The organism is Bacillus marasmi (assembly GCF_902168435.1).
GTDB classification, from domain to species: Bacteria; Bacillota; Bacilli; order Bacillales; family Cytobacillaceae; genus Bacillus_BU; species Bacillus_BU marasmi.
Genome location: NZ_LR656173.1, coordinates 124,660 through 146,264 on the forward strand (window position 1 = coordinate 124,660; position 21,605 = coordinate 146,264).

At 38.9% G+C, this 21,605-nt stretch carries 20 protein-coding genes and 2 pseudogenes; 7 read left to right on the forward strand and 15 right to left on the reverse strand.

Going from position 1 to position 21,605, the window contains the following annotated elements; translation table 11 throughout:
• Nucleotides 1–481 precede the first annotated feature (481 nt).
• The 7 genes and pseudogenes from FXW34_RS23175 to FXW34_RS14460 all read right to left on the reverse strand — a co-directional run.
• Nucleotides 482–1,057, reverse strand: a pseudogene (locus tag FXW34_RS23175) (hypothetical protein); the annotation flags it as partial.
• A gap of 342 nt (nucleotides 1,058–1,399) precedes the next feature.
• Nucleotides 1,400–2,929 (reverse strand): exosporium glycoprotein BclB-related protein, encoded by a 1,530-nt coding sequence (locus FXW34_RS14435; protein WP_147534706.1) that lies wholly within the window; start codon nucleotides 2,927–2,929, stop codon nucleotides 1,400–1,402.
• Nucleotides 2,930–3,084: 155 nt separating this feature from the next.
• Nucleotides 3,085–3,807, reverse strand: a complete 723-nt coding sequence (locus FXW34_RS14440; RefSeq protein WP_147534707.1) for a hypothetical protein — start codon at nucleotides 3,805–3,807, stop codon at nucleotides 3,085–3,087.
• A gap of 116 nt (nucleotides 3,808–3,923) precedes the next feature.
• Nucleotides 3,924–6,377, reverse strand: a complete 2,454-nt coding sequence (gene parC / locus FXW34_RS14445; RefSeq protein WP_147534708.1) for a DNA topoisomerase IV subunit A — start codon at nucleotides 6,375–6,377, stop codon at nucleotides 3,924–3,926.
• Nucleotides 6,374–8,353 (reverse strand): DNA topoisomerase IV subunit B, encoded by a 1,980-nt coding sequence (parE, locus tag FXW34_RS14450; protein ID WP_147534709.1) that lies wholly within the window; start codon nucleotides 8,351–8,353, stop codon nucleotides 6,374–6,376. The genes parC and parE overlap by 4 nt, the downstream gene beginning before the upstream one ends.
• A 343-nt stretch (nucleotides 8,354–8,696) precedes the next feature.
• Nucleotides 8,697–9,116, reverse strand: coding sequence for a CoA-binding protein (locus tag FXW34_RS14455; RefSeq protein WP_147534710.1), 420 nt, complete (start codon nucleotides 9,114–9,116; stop codon nucleotides 8,697–8,699).
• Between the two features lie 124 nt (nucleotides 9,117–9,240).
• Entirely contained in the window at nucleotides 9,241–11,010 is a 1,770-nt protein-coding gene (locus FXW34_RS14460) for a glycosyl hydrolase family 18 protein (protein ID WP_342780731.1), read from the reverse strand.
• Nucleotides 11,011–11,246: 236 nt separating this feature from the next.
• On the opposite strand from FXW34_RS14460, the gene plsY reads away from it, so the two are divergent.
• From plsY to FXW34_RS14475, 4 genes and pseudogenes are all read left to right on the forward strand, one after another.
• Nucleotides 11,247–11,849, forward strand: a complete 603-nt coding sequence (gene plsY, locus FXW34_RS14465; RefSeq protein ID WP_147534711.1) for a glycerol-3-phosphate 1-O-acyltransferase PlsY — start codon at nucleotides 11,247–11,249, stop codon at nucleotides 11,847–11,849.
• A 726-nt stretch (nucleotides 11,850–12,575) separates the two neighbouring features.
• Nucleotides 12,576–12,698: pseudogene (locus tag FXW34_RS23705) on the forward strand (histidine kinase dimerization/phospho-acceptor domain-containing protein); the annotation flags it as partial.
• A 117-nt stretch (nucleotides 12,699–12,815) separates the two neighbouring features.
• Nucleotides 12,816–13,262: a sensor histidine kinase gene (locus tag FXW34_RS23710; RefSeq protein WP_425457438.1), complete on the forward strand. Its 447-nt coding sequence runs from the start codon at nucleotides 12,816–12,818 to the stop codon at nucleotides 13,260–13,262.
• A 90-nt stretch (nucleotides 13,263–13,352) separates the two neighbouring features.
• Nucleotides 13,353–13,541 (forward strand): hypothetical protein, encoded by a 189-nt coding sequence (locus tag FXW34_RS14475; RefSeq protein WP_147534713.1) that lies wholly within the window; start codon nucleotides 13,353–13,355, stop codon nucleotides 13,539–13,541.
• A gap of 106 nt (nucleotides 13,542–13,647) precedes the next feature.
• On the opposite strand, the gene FXW34_RS22980 is transcribed toward FXW34_RS14475, so the two are convergent.
• The gene (locus FXW34_RS22980; protein ID WP_187118968.1) at nucleotides 13,648–13,815 is read right to left on the reverse strand and encodes a hypothetical protein; all 168 of its coding nucleotides are present in this window, start codon (nucleotides 13,813–13,815) and stop codon (nucleotides 13,648–13,650) included.
• A gap of 274 nt (nucleotides 13,816–14,089) precedes the next feature.
• Here FXW34_RS22980 and FXW34_RS14480 point away from each other — a divergent pair, with 274 nt between their 5' ends.
• Both FXW34_RS14480 and FXW34_RS14485 read left to right on the forward strand, forming a co-directional pair.
• Nucleotides 14,090–15,253 (forward strand): CapA family protein, encoded by a 1,164-nt coding sequence (locus FXW34_RS14480; RefSeq protein WP_147534714.1) that lies wholly within the window; start codon nucleotides 14,090–14,092, stop codon nucleotides 15,251–15,253.
• A gap of 180 nt (nucleotides 15,254–15,433) precedes the next feature.
• Complete coding sequence (locus FXW34_RS14485) at nucleotides 15,434–15,721, forward strand: HesB/YadR/YfhF family protein (protein ID WP_147534715.1); 288 nt, start codon at nucleotides 15,434–15,436, stop codon at nucleotides 15,719–15,721.
• Between the two features lie 63 nt (nucleotides 15,722–15,784).
• Here the strand turns inward: FXW34_RS14485 and FXW34_RS14490 are convergent, their stop codons facing one another.
• The 7 genes from FXW34_RS14490 to acnA all read right to left on the reverse strand — a co-directional run bounded on the left by FXW34_RS14490 (nucleotide 15,785) and on the right by acnA (nucleotide 21,073).
• Entirely contained in the window at nucleotides 15,785–16,075 is a 291-nt protein-coding gene (locus FXW34_RS14490) for a hypothetical protein (RefSeq protein WP_147534716.1), read from the reverse strand.
• A 14-nt stretch (nucleotides 16,076–16,089) separates the two neighbouring features.
• Nucleotides 16,090–16,527: an acyl-CoA thioesterase gene (locus FXW34_RS14495; RefSeq protein ID WP_147534717.1), complete on the reverse strand. Its 438-nt coding sequence runs from the start codon at nucleotides 16,525–16,527 to the stop codon at nucleotides 16,090–16,092.
• 212 nt (nucleotides 16,528–16,739) lie between these two features.
• Nucleotides 16,740–16,961: a small acid-soluble spore protein Tlp gene (gene tlp, locus FXW34_RS14500; protein ID WP_147534718.1), complete on the reverse strand. Its 222-nt coding sequence runs from the start codon at nucleotides 16,959–16,961 to the stop codon at nucleotides 16,740–16,742.
• Between the two features lie 154 nt (nucleotides 16,962–17,115).
• Entirely contained in the window at nucleotides 17,116–17,259 is a 144-nt protein-coding gene (locus tag FXW34_RS14505; protein ID WP_147534719.1) for an acid-soluble spore protein N, read from the reverse strand.
• A 68-nt stretch (nucleotides 17,260–17,327) separates the two neighbouring features.
• Nucleotides 17,328–17,459: an FbpB family small basic protein gene (locus FXW34_RS14510; RefSeq protein ID WP_147534720.1), complete on the reverse strand. Its 132-nt coding sequence runs from the start codon at nucleotides 17,457–17,459 to the stop codon at nucleotides 17,328–17,330.
• A gap of 187 nt (nucleotides 17,460–17,646) precedes the next feature.
• A complete protein-coding gene (locus FXW34_RS14515) occupies nucleotides 17,647–18,156 on the reverse strand; it encodes a peroxiredoxin family protein (protein ID WP_147534721.1) in 510 nt (169 codons plus the stop codon).
• A gap of 178 nt (nucleotides 18,157–18,334) precedes the next feature.
• Entirely contained in the window at nucleotides 18,335–21,073 is a 2,739-nt protein-coding gene (gene acnA, locus FXW34_RS14520; RefSeq protein WP_147534722.1) for an aconitate hydratase AcnA, read from the reverse strand.
• Nucleotides 21,074–21,401: 328 nt separating this feature from the next.
• Here acnA and sspO point away from each other — a divergent pair, with 328 nt between their 5' ends.
• Nucleotides 21,402–21,551, forward strand: coding sequence for a small acid-soluble spore protein O (sspO, locus tag FXW34_RS14525; protein ID WP_147534723.1), 150 nt, complete (start codon nucleotides 21,402–21,404; stop codon nucleotides 21,549–21,551).
• Nucleotides 21,552–21,605 lie beyond the last annotated feature (54 nt).

The window sequence follows — 21,605 nt, forward strand, 5'->3', positions numbered from 1 at the left end:
TTGGACTTCGTGACTATTTTATATGTAAAGGAAAAAGTGCCCATCATACTGTCATGGACACTTTTTTAAGTCTAGCCTATTATTCAATCAACGTTAGTTCCTATGGCACACTAAAAGTAATTGTTGCTGCTACACCGTCTGCAAATGCTCCGTCACCTGTTGTAATGCGAACAGAAATAAGGGTACATGGGTTTAGTTGAAGATTTGCAGCTACGGATGCACAACAATTTCCTGGATTCGGACCATTAACTGTGGCAATGATACCTGTCGGAGTAAATGTAGTTCCGCAATCTGTGCTGATATAGATTTCGGCCGTTGCAGTATCACCAGCAGCTAAAGGATTGGTGCGAATACTGTAAGTTAATCCAGTAATTGTTGTAAGTTGAGGGATGACTAATGTGTTTCTATTAAACATTGGTGAGGACGTTCCTAGTCCTAGGAAATCGTTATCGCTTATTGATTGGTCAGTGCCTAAATAGATCGTACTACCGCCAGGACCAGTAGCACCAGTAGCACCCGTCGCACCAGTAGCACCCGTTGCACCAGTAGCGCCCGTTGCACCAGTAGGTCCAGTATCGCCAGTAGCGCCCGTTGCACCAGTAGGTCCAGTATCGCCAGTCGGTCCAGTTGGCCCTGTAGGTCCAGTACCTCCTGTTGCACCCGTTGCACCAGTAGGTCCAGTATCGCCAGTCGGTCCAGTTGGTCCTGTAGGTCCAGTACCTCCTGTTGCACCCGTCGCCCCCGTAGCGCCCGTTGCACCAGTAGGTCCAGTATCGCCAGTAGGTCCAGTTGGTCCTGTAGGTCCAGTACCTCCTGTTGCACCCGTCGCACCAGTAGCGCCCGTTGCACCAGTAGGTCCAGTACCGCCAGTAGGTCCAGTTGGTCCTGTAGGTCCAGTACCTCCTGTTGCACCCGTCGCACCAGTAGCGCCCGTTGCACCAGTAGGTCCAGTACCGCCAGTAGGTCCAGTTGGTCCTGTAGGTCCAGTACCTCCTGTTGCACCCGTCGCCCCCGTCGCACCAGTAGCGCCTGTAGCACCAGTAGCGCCCGTCGCTCCTTTTTTGCAACAACAACAGCAACAACAGCAATCGTGATTTTTATCTTTCTTGTGCTTCGGTTTTGGCTTTGGTTTAGGCTTGTGTTTACTCTTTTTTTCTTCTTCCTCGCAAGACATTGCTTTTCCCCCTTTATTAAAATTTGTACTTGCTCTATATATGTATGGGGGTGGAATAAAATGGTATCAGCTAACATATCAAATCATAGTTTAATTTTATTAAAATAATAAAAATACCTATTTAAATGAATACATTTGAAGCGAGAATAGCCCGAAAAATGACATGCATACAAAAAGGAAGGCTACATAGTATACCTTCCAAAGTATAGGCTTATTTTTTATTGCTTAGCTTATTGCAAGACCTCCGCTTGCTACACCTTCCAGTGTCGCAATTAATAAGCCAGGTTGTGAAGTCACATAGAATACCATAATTAGACGTTCACCTGCAGAAACCGGAATGTTCAAGCCACTTAAGACGCCACTCGCTGTATCGCCAATAGAAATTAAGCCTGAGTAATCAGGAGCTAATGCAACATCTGTTCCCGCAATAGGTGTAAATACATTAGAATTTGATGGAGCTCTCCAGATTTCAGCGTGTACGGTTACTGTTTCAAGTAGAGAAACGCCAAGTGTTAAACTAAAGAATGCAGAAATGTCGGTAATAACACCATCTCTTGGTACAGAAAATGCAACATTTAATGCTCCTTGAAGATCTAGAGTATTCCCTAGAAGTGATACAGTTGGTAAAGCATCACCAAATGCAATGGCGCCACCTGAGCCAATTGTTCCACCTAATACTGTTGCCAGTGTCAATCCTACACCAGATGAGAATGGGATGATTGCTCCTCCGGCATTAGCACCCGTAGCACCGGTAGAACCCGTAGGACCAACATCGCCTTGGGCACCCGTAGCACCTGTAGGACCAGTAGGACCAATGTCGCCTTGTGCACCAGTTGCGCCTGTAGGACCAGTAGGACCAATGTCGCCTTGTGCACCAGTTGCGCCAGTAGTACCAGTAGGACCAATGTCGCCTTGTGCACCAGTTGCGCCAGTAGGACCAACATCACCTTGTGCCCCAGTCGCGCCAGTAGGACCTGGATCACCTGTTGCACCAGTAGGCCCCGTGTCGCCTTGTGCCCCCGTAGGACCAGTATCGCCTGTTGCACCTGTAGCACCGGTAGGACCTGGATCACCAGTAGCGCCAGTAGGCCCCGTGTCACCTTGTGCACCGGTAGGACCAGTATCGCCTGTTGCACCTGTAGCACCGGTAGGACCTGGATCACCAGTAGCGCCCGTAGGACCCATGTCACCTTGTGCACCGGTAGGACCAGTATCGCCTGTTGCACCCGTTGCACCGGTAGGACCAGGATCACCAGTAGCGCCAGTAGGCCCCGTGTCACCTTGTGCACCGGTAGGACCAGTATCGCCTGTTGCACCCGTTGCACCGGTAGGACCAGGATCACCAGTAGCGCCAGTAGGCCCCGTGTCACCTTGTGCACCGGTAGGACCAGTATCGCCTGTTGCACCCGTTGCACCGGTAGGACCAGTATCACCTGTTGCACCCGTTGCACCGGTAGGACCTGGATCACCAGTCGCGCCAGTAGGCCCCGTGTCACCTTGTGCACCGGTAGGACCAGTATCACCTGTTGCCCCCGTAGCCCCCGTAGCCCCCGTATCACCTGTTGCCCCCGTAGGGCCTGTGTCACCCGTAGCACCCGTTGCCCCAGTAGCGCCAGTAGGCCCCGTGTCACCCGTAGCCCCCGTAGCACCCGTCGCGCCAGTAGCGCCAGTCGGTCCTTCTTCTGGTTTCGGCGGCTTAGGTGGTTTTGGTTTATGGTGATGGTGATGATGCTTTTCTTCTTCTTCGTTTGACATGCTTTCGACTCCTTTTAATTTTTTTTACTTGCATTCTATAATATTTTGAAATTCGAAATATTGTATGGGACAACCGCCTTTTATGTAATACATTTTTTAGAAAATGATAAAAAAGCCTACTCTCCATAACAGAGAATAGGCTGCATAACTTCCCACTATTTAAAATATTTTTTTATCTTTGCCTTTTGCAACACCCAATTACCATTGACTCTTTTCCAACTGGAATCCACATAGGCTAATTTCTCTCCACCATAGCCCTCCTCTACCAGTTGTCGACCTTTTATTCCAAAGGAAAGATCTTTAAGCCTCGTCAAGTGAACAGTATTTATCGGGGAAACAATCAATTCCATTGGTTCATTTAGGGAGCCATGGTGGTAAACTCCCTTTTGCTCAAGCTGATTTTTTCGGTGAGATAAACTCAGAGTATTGGTTTGATTTAGATCATTAATTTTAATAGATGCTTGATAATTATTTTCATATTGAGCTGTAATATCAACGGTTTCTGGTAATGGAATGCTCTTTATTTGTTGGTTTTCAAATACTAACAATATAGATTGTTCCTTTTTTTTATTGTTAGTGGAATAAGTGACGAAAATGTCTTTAATACCATCCTGGGTTACGTCCTGGAAAACAATATTTGTTTTTGAGGTGTTGCCTAACGGTACACTTTTTAGTCTTCCCTCATTATTTGAGATCGTTAATTTGGTCGACGCACCCTTTTTTATTAATTCAATATCTTCAACTTCATGGTCTCCAGTGACATCCTTTTTATATGAATGAATAATCGTTGGTTTTTTTTCTAAAGCATACACAACCGTAATATTCGTAAAGCCAATAAAAAATATTGTTAGTAAAAGTAACAACTTATCAATTTTCATAGATGTCATCACACCTTTCCTAATGGTAATTTGCCCAATAAAGGAAAAATGATGCAGCAAATGTTTTTTTTAGTAACAAATCAACCCCCTTACCAAAAAGATAAGGGGGTTGATGATTAGTTATTATCCGTCGAGGCAATCTCTTCAGGAATACCTTCTTCTTTATATATCGCGATAATTTTCCCGCTGTCTGATTCATCGAAAATGAATGAACCATTTTGGTAGCGATCATTGTAGCGTAAATCTTTAACAAGTAATGTTTCTATCTGTCCTTTAGCAGACTCAATCATGACTTGATCGTGCTCGGTTGTCATAACGAAGCCGATAACCCGATGAGGATTAGCTTTTAATTCCCGTAAGACGATAACACCGCGTTTGGCTCTGGATGCTAGCTCAAATTCAGTTAACTTCATTTTTTTGACCGCACCACGTTGTGTAGCCATTACAATTGATTGTTTATGATTAGGTTCAACTAGCTGCCCACCAACAACATAATCACCGTCTTTTAAGTTCAGTCCCTTAACTCCAGCTGCACGTGCACCTACAATACTAATTTCTTCTTCCTTGAACCATAACGCGTACCCAAAGTGAGTCATTAGGAACAATTCTTTGTTTCCATCTGTCACATGTACATCTATTACTACATCATCGCCTTTTACATTTACAGCTACAAGAGGTTTTGAGTAACGTTGGGCTTTATACTGACTTAATTCAGTTTTCTTTACCATACCGTTTTTCGTAACAAACAGTAAATACTCGTTATTATCAAAGTTTTTAATGGGAATAGCTTTAATAATTGATTCATCACGATCAATTGGAATGATATTCGCTATATGCTGCCCCATATCCTTCCAACGAATATCAGGCAATTCATGAACAGGGCAATACAAGTAATTCCCTTTGTTAGTGAATAACAGAAGCACATCAGTTGTGTTCATATCAAGCTTAGCCAATAACCGATCACTGTCTTTTATCGCAAAATCTTGACCGTTTGACGCTGCATATGATCGCTGGCTTGTCCGTTTTACATAACCATGATCCGTAACGGTTACGATTACATCTTCATTGGCAATCATGACCTCGAGATTAATCTTAATTTCTTCAATTTCAGCTTGAACAACTGAGCGACGCTCATCTGCAAATTTCTTTTTCACTTCTTTAAGCTCGTTTTTAATAACCTGAAGCAGCTTATGCTCACTACCTAAAATAGCGGTTAGTTCTTCAATTTTCTTCGCGAGTTCTTCTGCTTCATTACGCAATGCGGTTATATCTGTATTGGTTAAACGATAAAGCTGCAACGACACGATTGCTTCTGCCTGTGGTTCAGTAAACTGAAATCTAGCTATTAAGTTATCCTTCGCGTCCCTTTTATCCTTTGAAGCTCGAATTGTTGCAATAACCTCATCTAAAATCGATAAGGCCTTGATTAATCCTTCAACGATATGCTGACGTTCGCTCGCTTTTCTTAGCTCGTATTGTGATCTTCTTGTTACAACTTCCTTTTGGTGATCAATGTATGCGGTTAGCATTTCCCTAATCCCCATAAGCATAGGTCGTTTATTATGAATGGCAACCATGTTAAAGTTATAGGTTATTTGAAGATCCGTGTTTTTATATAAGTAATTTAATACACCTTCAGCATCCGTATCTTTTTTCAATTCGATTACAATCCGTAGGCCAGTCCGATCGGTTTCATCACGAACTTCAGAAATCCCCTCAAGCTTTCGGTCAAGGCGAAATTCATCCATTTTTTTAACAAGATTCGCCTTATTTACCTCATACGGAATTTCAGTGATGACGATTTGCTGCTTGCCTCCACGGATTGTTTCGATATCAGCTTTACTCCGGATAATGATTTTTCCTTTACCCGTTTCATATGCCTTCTTTATTCCTTCGACGCCTTGAATGATCGCTCCGGTTGGGAAGTCAGGACCTTTAATGACAGTCATTAACTTATCTACGGATACATCTGGATTATCTATTTTCATCAATACGCCATCGATGACCTCACCAAGATTGTGCGGAGGAATATCTGTTGCATAACCGGCTGAAATTCCAGTTGACCCATTTACGAGTAGGTTAGGAAATCTTGCTGGCATAACTGTTGGTTCTTCAGCAGTGTCATCGAAGTTTGGAACAAAATCGACTGTTTGTTTATCAATATCACGTAATAGTTCGCTAGCAATCGCCGATAGTCTTGCCTCTGTATAACGCATCGCTGCAGGAGGATCGCCGTCAACGCTCCCGTTATTACCGTGCATTTCAATTAAGTATTTGCGAACCTTCCAATCCTGACTCATCCGGACCATCGCTTCATAAACGGAGGAATCACCATGAGGGTGATAATTGCCGATTACATTACCAACCGTTTTAGCCGATTTGCGGAAACCTTTTTCATGGGTATTTCCTTCTACATGCATGGCATATAAAATCCGTCTTTGAACTGGCTTTAACCCATCACGGGCATCGGGTAATGCCCGTTCTTGAATAATATACTTACTATAACGTCCGAAGCGGTCACCTATAACATCTTCAAGAGGAAGATCGCGGAATTTTTCTACTTGACTCATCCTTCAGATTCCTCCTCTGCCACACTAATATTCTCATTTTCAAGGATGCTTCCATCCTCTTCTAAACCAAAAGCAACATTTGATTCAATCCATTTTCTTCGCGGTTCTACTTTATCACCCATTAATGTTGTCACACGTCGTTCAGCTCGTGCAGCATCATCAATACGAACACGAATGAGCGTTCGTGAATCAGGATTCATTGTCGTATCCCAAAGCTGATCAGCATTCATCTCACCGAGACCTTTATAGCGCTGAATTATATATCCTTTACCCACTTTTTTTATGGCGCCTTGAAGTTCATCATCGCTCCAGGCATATTCAATTACTTCTTTTTTGCCCGACCCTTTACTAACCTTATAAAGCGGAGGTAGAGCGATAAAGACTTTGCCATTTTCAATAAGCGGCTTCATGTAACGATAAAAGAAGGTTAAAAGCAACACTTGGATATGCGCTCCGTCTGTATCAGCATCGGTCATAATGACGACCTTATCATAATTGATATCCTCGACGCTAAAATCAGAACCAACACCACCACCAACAGCGTGGATGATTGTATTGATTTCTTCATTTTTAAATATATCTGATAGCTTAGCTTTTTCCGTATTAATTACTTTTCCTCGCAACGGTAAGACAGCTTGGAATCTGCGGTCTCGTCCTTGTTTAGCAGAACCACCAGCAGAATCTCCCTCTACTAGATATAGTTCATTTTTCTGAGGATTTCTTGATTGAGCCGGTGTTAATTTACCAGATAATAGTGCCTCTGAACGTTTTCTCTTTTTCCCGCTGCGTGCCTCTTCACGTGCTTTTCGAGCAGCCTCACGTGCTTGATAAGCTTTTAATGATTTTTTTATTAAAAGGGAGCTAATATCAGGATTTTCCTCTAGGAAGTAAGACAAGTGCTCTGAAACAACAGAATCTACTGCAGAACGGGCCTCGCTTGTCCCTAATTTTCCCTTTGTTTGTCCTTCGAATTGCAATAATTCTTCTGGAATTCTAACTGAAATAATCGCCGATAAGCCTTCGCGAATATCTGCTCCATCAAGGTTTTTATCCTTTTCCTTTAATAATCCGACCTTGCGAGCATAATCATTGAACACACGTGTCATTGCTGTTTTAGAGCCGGCTTCATGCGTACCGCCATCCTTTGTCCGCACATTATTGACAAAGGAAAGGACGTTTTCTGAGTATCCATCATTGAATTGAAATGCAAAATCTACCTCAATGCCATTTTGAGCCCCTTCAAAGCTTACAACTGGATGTAATGAATCCTTCTCTTCATTTAAATAAGCAACAAAAGCTTCAATGCCATTTTCGTAATGATAGACATCTTGTACATCGTTTCTTTCATCAATAATTTCAATTTTCATACCTTTAAGCAAAAAGGCTGACTCTCTCAAGCGTTCTGACAAGGTTTCATAGTTATAGCTAGTGCTGGAGAAAATGGTCGTGTCTGGTTTAAAATGAATCGTTGTCCCAGTTTGATTAGTCTTTCCAATTTTCTCTAGCGTCGTAACTGGTTTACCACCATTTTCAAAGCGTTGCTCATAAATAAAGCCATCGCGTTTGATTGTCACGACAAGCCATTCTGATAATGCATTAACAACCGAGGCTCCCACTCCATGTAAGCCTCCGCTTGTTTTGTAGCCACCTTGTCCAAATTTCCCGCCAGCATGGAGGACGGTTAAAATCACTTCTGGTGTTGGTTTGCCCAGTTTATGCATTCCAGTCGGCATACCTCGACCCTTATCTTGAACACTAATTGAATTGTCCTTGTGTATCTTCACAATTATATGGTTACCGAAACCTGATAAGGCTTCATCGACAGAGTTATCAACGATTTCATATACGAGGTGGTGAAGACCGCGGGCATCGGTGCTGCCAATATACATACCAGGTCTTTTCCGTACGGCCTCAAGCCCTTCTAGCACCTGGATGGCGTCATCATTGTAATCGAATACTTGCTGGTTTCTTGCCACGAACATACCCCTTTCATACTTACAAAACAACAAAACCCATTTTAAACACTATGGTGTCAAACTTGTTTAATAATTCGTCTATTAAATCGTATTTTCCTTTTTGAATTTAAGAAAATATATTTTACAGAACGAACGTTCGAATTATATTATTTTATCATATATTTTAAAACGTACAATGTTTATTGTATCTCGCTTTATTTGTATTTGGCAAACAGTTCTCATGATTGCTCACCAATTTGTAGAAATTTTATACATAAAAAAAAGCCTAATGTATCAATATTTTAAGCAGAAACGAAGAAAAAAGAAAGGCATGGGACGAATATTTCACCCCATGCCAATTTAATCACATATTTTTTGTTATTGCATGTTCAACTTTAATACAACGATCCATAATCACTGTAAAGCCTTTTTCAGTTAATTCTTGGAAAACCCCTTCATGCTGTAACCCTAATTGGGCCCAGAAAATATCAGCATCGATTTTTAAGAATTCTTCAGCCACTTCTGGCAAGAATTCTGAGCGGCGAAACACGTTAACAATGTCAACATGTCCTTTTACATCGCTAAGCTTGGCAACTGCTTTTACACCTAACACTTCTTTAGCCTGTGGATTTACAGGAATAATTTCATACCCGGCATCTTGCATTGCTTTTGATACCATATATGAGGTTCTTTCTGGATTATCACTTAATCCAACAACTGCAATTCTTTTAGCTTTTTTTAAAATTGCTCCGATTTCTTCACGACTAGGGTTTTGAATTGCCATATGATTTCACTCCCGCTAATATTGATTTGTACTATTATTTTACCTTTTTCACCATGATATTCCTATTTTTCTGCTCTCAATATCAGAACCTTACATTTCGGCAGTATGAATCCCTAGCGAAACTTTATTGATTATTCACCTGGCTATTTGGCATTTGCATTGCTGTCCAAGCCGTTGGAGCAGCAAAATATCGCGACCAACTGGCAATTCCAGCTAGATCATATTTAGAAGCTAATTCGGCGCGTTTTTTTAAGGAAAGTTCATCCTCTAGCCAAACTTTATAGGTTGCATTTTCTTCCACTGAAACAAACTCTGCATAATTTTGTCCGCTTTGTTCATCGTACGTTGGTGTCAATTGATGCTCAAGAAGCCAAGCAGTCACTTTTTCCATGGACATTGATTCAGAGGTAACGGTGACAGCTCCGTCTGGTCCTGTCGTTTCCTTCCATAGTCTCGTATATAGCGGAACACCAAGAACAAGCTTTTTATTCGGTACCTGCTCAAGTAATTTCTGAAGGTTCTGCTCCACCCATGGCAGGCTAGCTACACTTCCTGCTACCGGTGAGCTACCCCAATGCTCGTCATAGGCCATAACCACCATATAATCAACTATTTGCGACAGTTTATCCCGTTCGTAAAATGCAGACCAATTACCGCTAGAAGAGATAAAAGTAATATCCATCGAAACATGTAGACCTGCCTCATGGAAATATGGCGTCGCTTCACGAACGAATTGTGTCACGAGTGGCCCATCCTCATTACGTACATTTTCTATATCAATATTAAAACCATCAAGTCCATACATTTGGCTAAAATGGAGAAGTTGGCGTATGATGTTTTGTCTAGTTTCAAAATCAGAAAATGCTTCATGGGTTAAATCAGGATCGAAATCATTGGAGAATAGTGCCCAAACAAGATATCCCTTCGAATGTGCCCATTTAACATAATCAATTGATGCTAAATTTTGGACACTACCATCGGTCCCACCAAGCTTAAACCAAGTCGGCGAGACAATATTAACACCTGGCATATCAGGTATAGCACTCGTATTAGGATTTTTAGAATAGACCGCTTCCCATGTCAGATATACCTGTCCTGCACCTGGAATCTCTCTTAAATTGGTTTCTTTAACTGTATGATTCACTTGAATTTTTTCGGTTTTTCCTGGGGTAATTAGTTCCTTATCGATGTAACCAGCGATCCCGTTTGCTTTTCTAACAAAATAGAAATTTGCTTTTTCCCCTTCAATAACAACCGATTCATTTGCAACTGTTTGCGCAGTATACGGTGACCTTAAATCAGCTTTCACACGCAATCGGAGTTTTTCTTCATGGACATCCTCGCTTGTGATTTTTGCTTGTTTCAATTTCTGTCCATCCTTTTCAATTAAAACAGCTTTAGTATCTGGCAAAATCTCATAACGAATAGGATAAAACGAGAGTATCGTCTCAAGTGCAATAAAATGTTCGCCATCCTTTTGTGTTAAAGCGGGAATTTGCAGTTCAACTGGAGTTTGATTAACAAAATATGTTAAAGACTCCGTTGGCATTTGCACGACTTTATCTGCAGTAGTGATTATCATAGATTGAGATTTTTCATCATAAATTACACTATCGTCCATTTTCTTTAAAAATGTATATGGGATATAAATTGTTTCCCCTTTAACTAAGGCATTTCCTTGTTGTTTTCCAGAAAAGACAATCGGATGGTCACCTTGGAAATAGGGTTCCTTTTCCTTTGATGCAAAGGGATATAATAAAAACAGAATACTAGAAATGACCAAAAGCACACCAAAAAGAATCCCTGCAATTAGGACACCAGGCGGAATTGATTTTTGTTTTTGCAGTTGTAATCTAGCCAGTAAAATCTCCTCCTCAATTGAAAACACAATCACCAAAATAAATATTCATTTCATCTGGAAACCATGCCTAAATTAAAAATCTCATACTCTATCATCTTAGCAAAGGGAGCAAATGAAAAAAAGTAGTTATTGTAGGAGTCATTAAAAAGCAAATGTATGTCATAAACATGAGTTACCTTATCGCTTAAAATGCTATAAATCCTCATGGTGTTTTTCAAAAAAGATGTTACAATATAGGAATGATTAAGTAAGTTCGAAGGAGACATTTTATGGTAACAAACGCAATTATACTCATCATCGCTTATTTACTAGGTTCCATCCCTTCTGGATTAATTGTCGGGAAAATGTTTTATGGAAAAGATATAAGAGAGCATGGAAGCGGAAACCTTGGTGCAACTAATACATTTCGCATATTAGGAAAAAAGGCCGGTTTAGCCGTTACTTTTGCAGATATTTTAAAAGGAACCTTAGCCGTTTTATTAGTAGACTGGTTAGGTGCAGATATACATCCTCTAATTGCCGGAGTGATTGCTGTAGTAGGTCACATGTTTCCCGTGTTTGCAGGTTTTAGAGGTGGAAAAGCTGTCGCAACCTCTGCCGGTATCATACTAGCCTATGCACCGCTTATGTTTGTGATTTTATTATTAGCCTTTTTCATTAGTTTATATATTACGAAATATGTATCACTTTCCTCAATGCTCGCTGCCGTTGCTGCGATTACATATTCTTTGATTAACGGAGATTTACCATTAATCATTGTGGTAGGAGTATTGAGCAGCTTCGTCATTTACAGGCACCGAACGAATATAAAAAGAATAATCGATAAAACCGAACCAAAAATTACATGGTTAGACAAAAAAGAACGTAAATAAGAATGGAAGAACCCGATTACTCTGGGTTCTTTTTTTTTCCTAAAATGTAAATTATGTAAAATTTAAAGGAAAAATGACATATTTTTTGCAAATTCCTGTTCTGGATTGCCTTAATTTGGTATTATTATTTTATGTAAAAGTGACATTAATCACAGTTAACATTATTTTTTCAATTATCGACATATATACTGGTAAACTATCATAAATTTTTTGTAGACACTTGAAATTAAAAACAACTGGTGCGTACACCAGTTTATTTAAGGATGGATGGTTATGCAAATGGATCAAAAATCAGTATTTGAACAAATGCCTTTCCCTCATTTTATCATTAACCAAAAATACCAAATTCTGTCTTCATCACATTCAGCCAAACATAGTTTCTCAGAAACGACATCATTCATTGATCTTGTGCAATCTTCCCAATGGAACATATTTGAAGAATTTTTAAACGCAAATCACCAAAATCATTATGGCGAACTAAAAATGGTAAATAACGAATGCAATATTTTGTCATTTCAGGTTTATAAAGTGGCACAAGCAGATGGAACCTTTCATTTATTTTGCATCCCGATTGAGACTTACTCTGCTGAAGTAAGTGATTTACTGGATACAGTGGAAGGGAAAATTTCTGACCTAAATAATGAAATTGAAGTAAACAAATATATTTTTGATCAAAAGCTAGCGAAGATGAAGGATGCAGCAATTCTCTCGGAGCATTTGGCAACAATTGGGCAGTTGGCAGCTGGAATTGCCCATGAGATCCGCAATCCACTTACAACTGTAAAAGGATTTATTCAACTTATACAGCCTTATTTAGTAGATATCGGTAAAGAAGATTATGCGATTATTGCCTTAGAGGAAATAGATCGAGCTAATGAAATCATTTATGAATTTCTCAATTCTGCAAAGCCGAAGGTTCACAAAAAACAAATCATTCCTTTAGAAAAGCTTGTGAAGGACATCATGATGCTCTACGAAAGTGAAGCCATACTCCGGAATATAGATATCGAATGGAATTCAAAGGGTGAAACAGCATCCTTGTTTATTGATGCAAAGCAAGTGAAGCAAGTATTAGTAAATCTCATCAAAAATGCTATTGAGGCAATTACAGAAAATCAAAGTAATGAAAAAGGAAAGATATGCATTAACACTGAAGCCATTGAAGATAAAGCTGTAATATGGATTGAGGACAATGGAATTGGTATGAAGAAAGAAACAGTAGATAATCTTTTTGTACCATTCTATTCAACAAAAGTTGAAGGAACAGGTCTTGGTTTAACGGTTTGTAAAAATATCATTGAGGAGCATGGTGGTAATATCATTGTCTCAAGTACTCTTGGTTTAGGTACCTCATTCCGGATAGAATTACCCATTTATAAAAAGGCAAATCAAAACAGTAATGGTGACATTTAGCACATGAGTCATGAATTTGTCAAAAAATATAGATAATTACCTTCCTTTTTCAGGATACAATATCAGTAACGAATTGAGGAAGGTGTTACTATGATAAGTTCGAACATACATCAAGAGGAGTTCATATTTTCTACAACGGCAAGTGATGCTAATAGCCCGGTTGATGAATTTATTTTAGAACTTTTTGATTACTCTCCCAATCAGTCCTGCGAAGGTACACCAAGAAAAATCATTACAAATTTCGAAGAATTGATTGATTTTTTCGAAACGATTGAATGAAACAAAACTCGTGTAAATGAATAAGGGTTTGATTTCCTTTAACTGCTTGGAATTAGTGCCAAGCGCTCATAAAGGAAATCAAACCTTTTTGTTTGGAATATAATATTTATAGCTTAAGCAGTTTAAAACGACTTTTGCCCAATACATCTGTTACATAATCCAATTTAGTTTGATTACAATAAATCATATCACGGGGTTGTAACAAGAAGTCTATGCCTTCTATTGTCACGATTTCATCATTGGTTATAGGCTGCTCTTCCAGAGACAGATTCAACTCTGGACCACCTCAACCAATGCCAATACTTAAACGTACGTATAACTGTTCATCATCCATCTTCTTCCCTTTTTCGATTGCTCTTGATATTAAATCATAAGCAGGTCCGGTTATTTGGAACATATTATTGCTCTCTCCTTTTATTGTACTTTATGCTGTTAAAATATTGAGAATAAAGAAATTTTCATGAATAAATTTAATATGTATTATAGTTAGAAGAGATTATTTTGTATATTCATTTGCTCAATATCTATTTTTTGACAAGGAGATCAATATGAAAAAAAACGGAAAAATTCTCATGCTCTTAACTGTCGTTTTGATTGCTACGATAGCATATGTTTATTTTGAAAAAGGCCCTAACACACTAACTGATGAAAAAAGTAAACCTGTCTCAGTTGGCACCCATGCATCAAGGACTTCTTCCAACGTAAATGCGGATAAAATAATTGTTCAATCTGCGACAATTGGTGCAATTGGAGATATATTAATTCACGATTGGGTTTATCAAGACGCAGCAGTCGACCAAACATACGACTTTAAACCAATGCTGACCAATGTTAAGCCATTTATGACTAAACCAGATTATTTAATTGCCAATCAGGAAACCATTCTTGGTGGAGTTGAAATGGGTCTTTCGAGTTACCCTACCTTTAATTCACCTCAAGAAGTCGGAGATGCATTTATCGATGCCGGAGTTGATTTCGTTACAACCGCTAACAACCATAGTCTTGACAAAGGAGAACGAGGTATATTAGCTGAAATCGACTATTTTAATCGAGTTGGGTTGCCCTACGTTGGTGTGTTTAAGGATCCCCAAGACCAACAAACCTTGCGTATTATGAATATTAATGGAATAAAAGCGGCTATTCTTTCCTATACATACGGCACTAATGGAATTCCCATTCCAAACGGAAAAGAATACTTAGTAAACTTAATTGATCAGGATAAAATAAAAGCCGAAATCAAACGAGCAAAACAACAGGCAGATATAGTCATCATGAGCATGCATTGGGGCAACGAATATCAGAGATTCCCAGCAACCCTTCAAAAGGATCTTGCTCAATTTCTTGTCAACGAAGGTGCAGACATTATTTTTGGTCACCATCCACATGTGCTTCAGCCTATGGAATGGCTAACTGATCCAGCAGGTCGGAGGGCTTTTGTTATTTATTCATTAGGGAATTTTTTATCAGGTCAAATGCATGATTATAAGGATATTGGCGGTTTAGCAACGATCGATGTCAAGAAAACCGTCAACACAACAGGAGTCAAAATTGAATTATCTAATCCATCATTTTTACCAACCTATGTATCAAATCAAAAGCTCCAGAATTATCGTGTTGTACCCCTATCTGACGCTTCAGGGTTTGGTTTGTCTGGTGCTGCAGAGAAAAACGATGAAATTATGGCTCATATGACTCAATGGTTAAATAAATAATAAGAGTTCACCATTTGAATTAAAAAGTTATTCATGATAAAAAGTAATGACAAATAAATAAATGTTTGGTGGCAGAACTATTACGAAATCATGAAATTACTGTGTAAATAGTGAATACTCATCGACTTGTTTGCGGTCCTCTACTATAATGAAAGCATACCGAGGAGAGGAGTTTTCAATATGAAAATCCACATTAGTCACGAGGCAGCACAATGGTATAAAAATGAATTACAGCTAAAAAATGGTGATAATGTTCGTTTTTATGCACGATATGGCGGACATAGCTCAGTCCAACAAGGTTTTTCCTTAGGTCTATCCACGGATGTTCCTATGGACATCGGTGTGAAAGAAGAAATTGTAGGAATCACTTTCTTCATAGAAGATGGAGACCTTTGGTATTTTGACGAAAAGGACTTATATATCGATATTAATCAACAATTTTCCGAGCCGGAATTCCGTATATCCTAGTAAAAAAACGAGCAGGCGAATAGTCGTCTGCTCGTTTTTTGTAGTTCAATCTTATCCTAAACTTCACCAAATATATTGGTCTAAACCCTCTTTTTTTAATATTTCTATCTGCACTTCACCAATCAAATCAAAATGTGGATATAGCTTGTTCCTGTTATCAATCCATTCAGGCTTTAAGCCGTATTGGTTTCCCCATTGTATCAACCTATCGAGATTACGACATCCTACCTTTGTAACTGTTTTACTATTAGGAAAGCGATCATCAAGCCAGTAATGGGTTATAAAAGCAATTTGTCCAGCAGCCACTTTCCGTTTCCATTCTAAAAGATCTGCTCGTTTAATGCCAAATGCCATCACAGTTCCTCCCTTTACAACTGGTTGGATTGTGGTTGTTTTTTAGCATTATCGTATGCCCTATGCCACTCAGGATATTTTCTCTTAATAGATATCGGACGAAACGAATCATGTTTTACACAAACGTGTTTTGATTTACCAGTAACCGACAACTCTAATTGTCCATTATAAATTTCATAACCATATGTAACCCGGAATCCATCATATTCCTCTATCCAAGTATGAACTGTCGCAGTTTCACCGTAACGGAGTGGCTTTTTATAGGATGCTTCAATATCAATCACTGGGGATATTATTCCATCCTTTTCCATTTCAGCATAATTAAAACCAAGATCTTGAATTAATTTTGTCCTACCTAATTCCATCCAAACAAGATAATTCGCATGATAAACAACACCCATTTGGTCTGTTTCAGCATAACGAACTTCGATTTCTTTTTTTGAAACAAGCATTGATATACTCTCCTTTAGCTTTTGAAAAACATGGTCTTATCAGTTAGGTATATGAATTTCCCATCTTATTCATTGTACCAATGTACGTAGTAATAACACCAGAGTCATAGTAGTTTGATTATGTTCACAGTTTATTATTACATACATGGCGTAAATTGACATCAAAAAGGACCTATCCTCATTTGGATAGGTCCTTTTTGCGATCCCACTTATTATTTCCGATTGCGAGCTTCATCTTTTACTTCTAATCGCATTGAATCGATACTTTCTCGTCGCCGTTCGTTTTTGGCTTCAATTTGCGCTCTTTCTTCTGGGCTTGCAAATTCTAACGCCTCTTCTGCCTCTTCCATATTTTCGATGGTATGAACAATCATCTCCTGAAGCTTTTCAACATTATCGCTACGATCATCTGGATTAGGTCTATTTTGAGCCATACTTCATCCTCCTATATCTTTATGCTTGTTACAAATTTAGTTTGTAACGAATCTTGAAAATAATAAAAGGTAAAGGGTGGAAATTGATTAAAACGTATGAAAAAAATACAAAATAAAACCCACCAAAATGGCGGGTTCATTGTAGAGGATATATTTATTCCCCTTTAGTTTGGATGACTTGGGCGTGTTTTCCAGATGTATCCTGCATTTGCTTCCCTTTATTGCCTCCAAATCCTCGGGGTTGCGTACCTAGGGTTTCTGGAACAAAAGCCTGACTTCTTTTTTTCTGCTTGCCCATATTAAATCCCTCCTCATAAATAGCTTACCCATTTATGAAAGGAACATCATTAGGAAATGCATCCAAATCTATTCTGCTTTTTCCAATCTTTTTGCTTCGATACGATTTTCGATTTTTTCCATCGCATCACGGTCGCTTAATAGCTGACGTTTGTTTTCGGAAACTAACTCGGCAAAGGAGCGTTTTCTAGGTTTTCTCATCATATTCACCTTCCTTATTGTTATTGTATCAGTTATTCTGTCCGGAAACGCTTTCAATTATTACAACTTTTTGAAAATTATTTTAAGTATTTACTATGTTAATAATCATGAAAACGGAATTGTAAAATAAACAGAATATATCTTGCTTTTTACAAAAAAAAGCTAACCAAACTTGGTTAGCTTTTGACTATTTCGTATTTTCTTCCATATCCTCTAGCTTCATTGAACCAGTAATCTTATAATCGATTATTCCTTTTTCGTTTATAAAGAAAGTTGTTGGAATGGAGACGATGCCATAATCTTTATTTACTTCATTATTTTCATCTAATAGAATTGGAAATGTTAGTCCATACTCTTTTACGAAGCCTGCAACATCATTCGTTGTATCCATGTTAACAGCTAATATTTCAACCCGATCTTTGTTACCTTCATAAAATTTTTGCATATCAGGCATTTCTGCTTTACAAGGTGGACACCAAGTTGCCCAGAAATTTAACATCACTTTTTTACCCTTATAATCAGATAGTTTAACTGTATCTCCAGCTAATGTTTTTAATTCAAAATCTGGCGGGGTATTTCCGATCTCAAGACCAACTTTTTGTCCAGATGTATCTTGTTCTTCCTTCCCCATTGCTTGCACCATTGCTACTGCAAATAAGGCTACAATGACTACTGCAGCAATTACTTTTTTAATCATGCTGCTCCTCCTCAAAATTAATACCATTGAAAATATTTTAACCTAAAAAACTTAATATAACAAAGCTGTCTGCCGATAAAATGTGACAAAATTATGAAATACCTACACGGGTATTATTGTTTGTAAAAAAAATAATAATTAAGACGTCCGAAAATAAATATCGGACGTCTCAATACTATTAGTTAGCTTTAGCAGCTTTAACTTTTTCGCGTAATACCATTTGTAGAATACCGCCATGACGGTAGTAGTCGATTTCAACTTCTGAGTCGAAACGAACAAGAACTTCGAATTCTTTCTTGTTGCCAGCTTCGTCAGTAGCTGTAACTTTTACCATATCACGTGGTTTTACGTTTTCATCAACTTGAACTTCGATTGTTTCTTTACCTGTTAAGCCAAGTGTTTCTGCGCTTTCTCCAGCTTTGAATTGAAGTGGAAGAACACCCATTAACACTAGGTTAGAACGGTGAATACGCTCGAAGCTTTCAGCGATAACTGTTTTAATTCCTAATAGGTTTGTACCTTTTGCGGCCCAGTCACGAGAAGATCCCATACCGTAATCTTTACCTGCTAGGATTGCAAGACCAGTACCTTCTTCTTTGTACTTCATGCAAGCATCAAAGATAGCCATAACTTCGCCAGTTGGCCAGTAAGTAGTGAATCCACCTTCTGTACCAGGAGCAATTTGGTTACGGATACGGATGTTAGCGAATGTACCTCTCATCATAACTTCGTGGTTACCACGGCGAGAACCGTAAGAGTTGAAGTCACGTGGAGAAACGCCTTTTTCAGTCAGGTATTTACCTGCTGGAGTATCTTTACCAATTGAACCAGCTGGTGAAATGTGGTCAGTTGTTACTGAATCACCAAATTTACCAACTACACGTAAGCCAGTTAAAGGTTTAACTTCATCTGGATCAGCTTTTAAGCCTTCGAAGAATGGAGGGTTTTGGATGTAAGTTGAATCCGCATCCCAAGTGTATAATGGCTCATTGCTAGTTTTGATTTCGTTCCAACGAGCGTTGTCGCCAAATACGTTTTCATATTCTTTACGGAATAATTCAGGTGTTACAGTTTGCTTAACAACTTCGTTAACTTCAGCAGTAGTTGGCCAAATGTCTTTGAAGAATACATCATTGCCATCTTTATCTTTACCTAGTGAGTCGTTTTGAAGGTCGATGTTCACGTTTCCAGCTAGTGCATATGCCACAACAAGTGGTGGAGATGCAAGGTAGTTACCTTTTACTAGTGGGTGAATACGTCCTTCAAAGTTACGGTTACCAGAAAGAACAGAAGTTACTAATAAGTCGCTATCTGCTACAGCTTTTTCAATCTCGTCTTTCAATGGACCTGAGTTACCGATACAAGTAGTACATCCGTAACCTACTGTATTGAAACCTAATTGCTCAAGGTATGGAAGTAAGCCTGAATCACGAAGGTATCCAGTTACAACTTTAGAACCAGGAGCTAAAGAAGTTTTAACAAATTTAGGAACTTCTAAACCTAATTCAACTGCCTTCTTAGCAACTAAACCAGCGCCAACAAGAACGTATGGGTTAGAAGTGTTAGTACAGCTAGTGATAGCAGCGATTGCGATAGCACCAGTTTTCATAACAGCTTCGTCACCATTGTTAAATTTAACAGTGATTTCTCTGTCAAGTTCAGCTTCAGTTAAGCCAAAGCCTTGGTTACCTTGAGGAGCACTGATTTGGTTAACGAAAGTTTCTTTCATTTGAGATAGAGGAATTAAATCTTGTGGACGCTTAGGACCAGAAAGATTAGCCTCAATCGCAGAAAGATCGATTTCAACAACTTTAGTATATACAGGCTCATCGCTTGGATCTAAGAATAAGCCGTTTTCTTGGCAATATTTTTCAACAACTTTAACTGCTTCTTCGTCACGACCAGTTAATTGTAGGTATGCTAATGATTCGCCATCAATTGGGAAGAATCCGCAAGTTGCGCCGTATTCTGGAGCCATGTTAGCAACAGTTGCACGGTCAGCTAATGGTAATGAAGAAACGCCAGGTCCGAAGAACTCAACGAATTTATTTACCACGCCAGCACCACGAAGAACTTGAGTTACTTTTAACGCAAGGTCAGTTGCAGTAGCACCGTTTGGAAGTTCACCAACTAATTTTACACCGATAACTTCTGGAACTGGGAAGTATGAAGGTTGTCCAAGCATTCCAGCTTCTGCTTCAATACCACCAACACCCCAACCAAGTACGCCAATACCGTTGATCATAGTTGTATGTGAATCTGTACCAACTAATGTATCTGGGTATGCTTCAAGCTCGCCGTCTGCTGTTGTAGCAACATGAACAACATCAGCTAAATACTCAAGGTTAACTTGGTGAACGATACCAGTTGCAGGTGGAACTGCACGATAGTTATCAAATGCTTTTTGAGCCCAGCTTAGGAATTGATAACGCTCAGCGTTACGTTCGAATTCTAATTCCATGTTAGCTTCTAAAGCAGTTTGTGAACCGTAGTTGTCAACCTGTACTGAGTGGTCGATAACTAGGTCTACAGTTTTTTCAGGGTTGATTGCATCTGGATTTCCACCCATGTCAGCCATTGCCTTACGAAGTGAAGCAAGGTCAACTACTGCAGGTACCCCAGTGAAGTCTTGAAGGATAACGCGTGAAGGTTTGAAAGGAACATCGATTTCCTTAACTTCGCTTGTACCCCATTTTGCAAGGTTTTCTACGTGTTCTTTTGTAATTACACGTCCGTCATATTGACGTAACACTGATTCAAGTAACACTTTGATTGAGTAAGGTAATCTTGAGATTTTTCCAAGACCCGCTTCTTCAAGTGCACTTAAACGATAATAGTTATACTTTTTGCCGTTCAGTTCAAACGATGTCCGTGATTGGAATACATCGTTTTTTGCTAAAACATCATTTTTTGACATATGTATTACCCCCTATTCGTACTCAATTATACCAAAACAAGGTTAATTGTCGAAAAGTTTGAATTTTCACCCATCCGAACTTTTCTTGCAATTCCAATTTTAATATATTCGGCGTTATAAGTAAATAACAAGAAAGTTATTGCTTTGTATAAGTTTATCTTATTGTTTTAATGATTTTAATCATTTTTATGTATTAAAACTAGATAAATAAAGAGCTATTAATCAAATACTAATCCTGTTTCATGGATATTATTTTATCCTAATATAACATCAGAACATCTGCATGACATTTTTTGAAGCGGTAAAACTATAATTGGAGGTGAAAATATTGTCAAAACGAAAAGCAAATCACGTCATCCCTGGAATGAATGCGGCAAAATCGCAGGGTATGGGAGCAGGATTTAATGAAGAGTTTTCAAATGAGCCTTTAACAGAAAAGCAAAAGTTGAATAATAAAAAGAGAAAGAAAAATCAGTAACGACGATTAAGTGGAAGTAGATTACGGTGGTAATATTAAAGAACATAAATAAAG

Bases quoted from the DNA above. Each gene is read 5' to 3' on its own strand.
- FXW34_RS14435 (WP_147534706.1), bottom strand. From the start codon at position 2,929: ATGTCAAACGAAGAAGAAGAAAAGCATCATCACCATCACCATAAACCA.
- FXW34_RS14440 (WP_147534707.1), bottom strand. From the start codon at position 3,807: ATGAAAATTGATAAGTTGTTACTTTTACTAACAATATTTTTTATTGGC.
- parC (WP_147534708.1), bottom strand. From the start codon at position 6,377: ATGAGTCAAGTAGAAAAATTCCGCGATCTTCCTCTTGAAGATGTTATA.
- FXW34_RS14455 (WP_147534710.1), bottom strand. From the start codon at position 9,116: ATGGCAATTCAAAACCCTAGTCGTGAAGAAATCGGAGCAATTTTAAAA.
- plsY (WP_147534711.1), top strand. From the start codon at position 11,247: ATGGTAACAAACGCAATTATACTCATCATCGCTTATTTACTAGGTTCC.
- FXW34_RS23710 (WP_425457438.1), top strand. From the start codon at position 12,816: ATGCTCTACGAAAGTGAAGCCATACTCCGGAATATAGATATCGAATGG.
- FXW34_RS14475 (WP_147534713.1), top strand. From the start codon at position 13,353: ATGATAAGTTCGAACATACATCAAGAGGAGTTCATATTTTCTACAACG.
- FXW34_RS14480 (WP_147534714.1), top strand. From the start codon at position 14,090: ATGAAAAAAAACGGAAAAATTCTCATGCTCTTAACTGTCGTTTTGATT.
- FXW34_RS14485 (WP_147534715.1), top strand. From the start codon at position 15,434: ATGAAAATCCACATTAGTCACGAGGCAGCACAATGGTATAAAAATGAA.
- FXW34_RS14490 (WP_147534716.1), bottom strand. From the start codon at position 16,075: ATGGCATTTGGCATTAAACGAGCAGATCTTTTAGAATGGAAACGGAAA.
- FXW34_RS14495 (WP_147534717.1), bottom strand. From the start codon at position 16,527: ATGCTTGTTTCAAAAAAAGAAATCGAAGTTCGTTATGCTGAAACAGAC.
- tlp (WP_147534718.1), bottom strand. From the start codon at position 16,961: ATGGCTCAAAATAGACCTAATCCAGATGATCGTAGCGATAATGTTGAA.
- FXW34_RS14505 (WP_147534719.1), bottom strand. From the start codon at position 17,259: ATGGGCAAGCAGAAAAAAAGAAGTCAGGCTTTTGTTCCAGAAACCCTA.
- FXW34_RS14510 (WP_147534720.1), bottom strand. From the start codon at position 17,459: ATGAGAAAACCTAGAAAACGCTCCTTTGCCGAGTTAGTTTCCGAAAAC.
- FXW34_RS14515 (WP_147534721.1), bottom strand. From the start codon at position 18,156: ATGATTAAAAAAGTAATTGCTGCAGTAGTCATTGTAGCCTTATTTGCA.
- acnA (WP_147534722.1), bottom strand. From the start codon at position 21,073: ATGTCAAAAAATGATGTTTTAGCAAAAAACGATGTATTCCAATCACGG.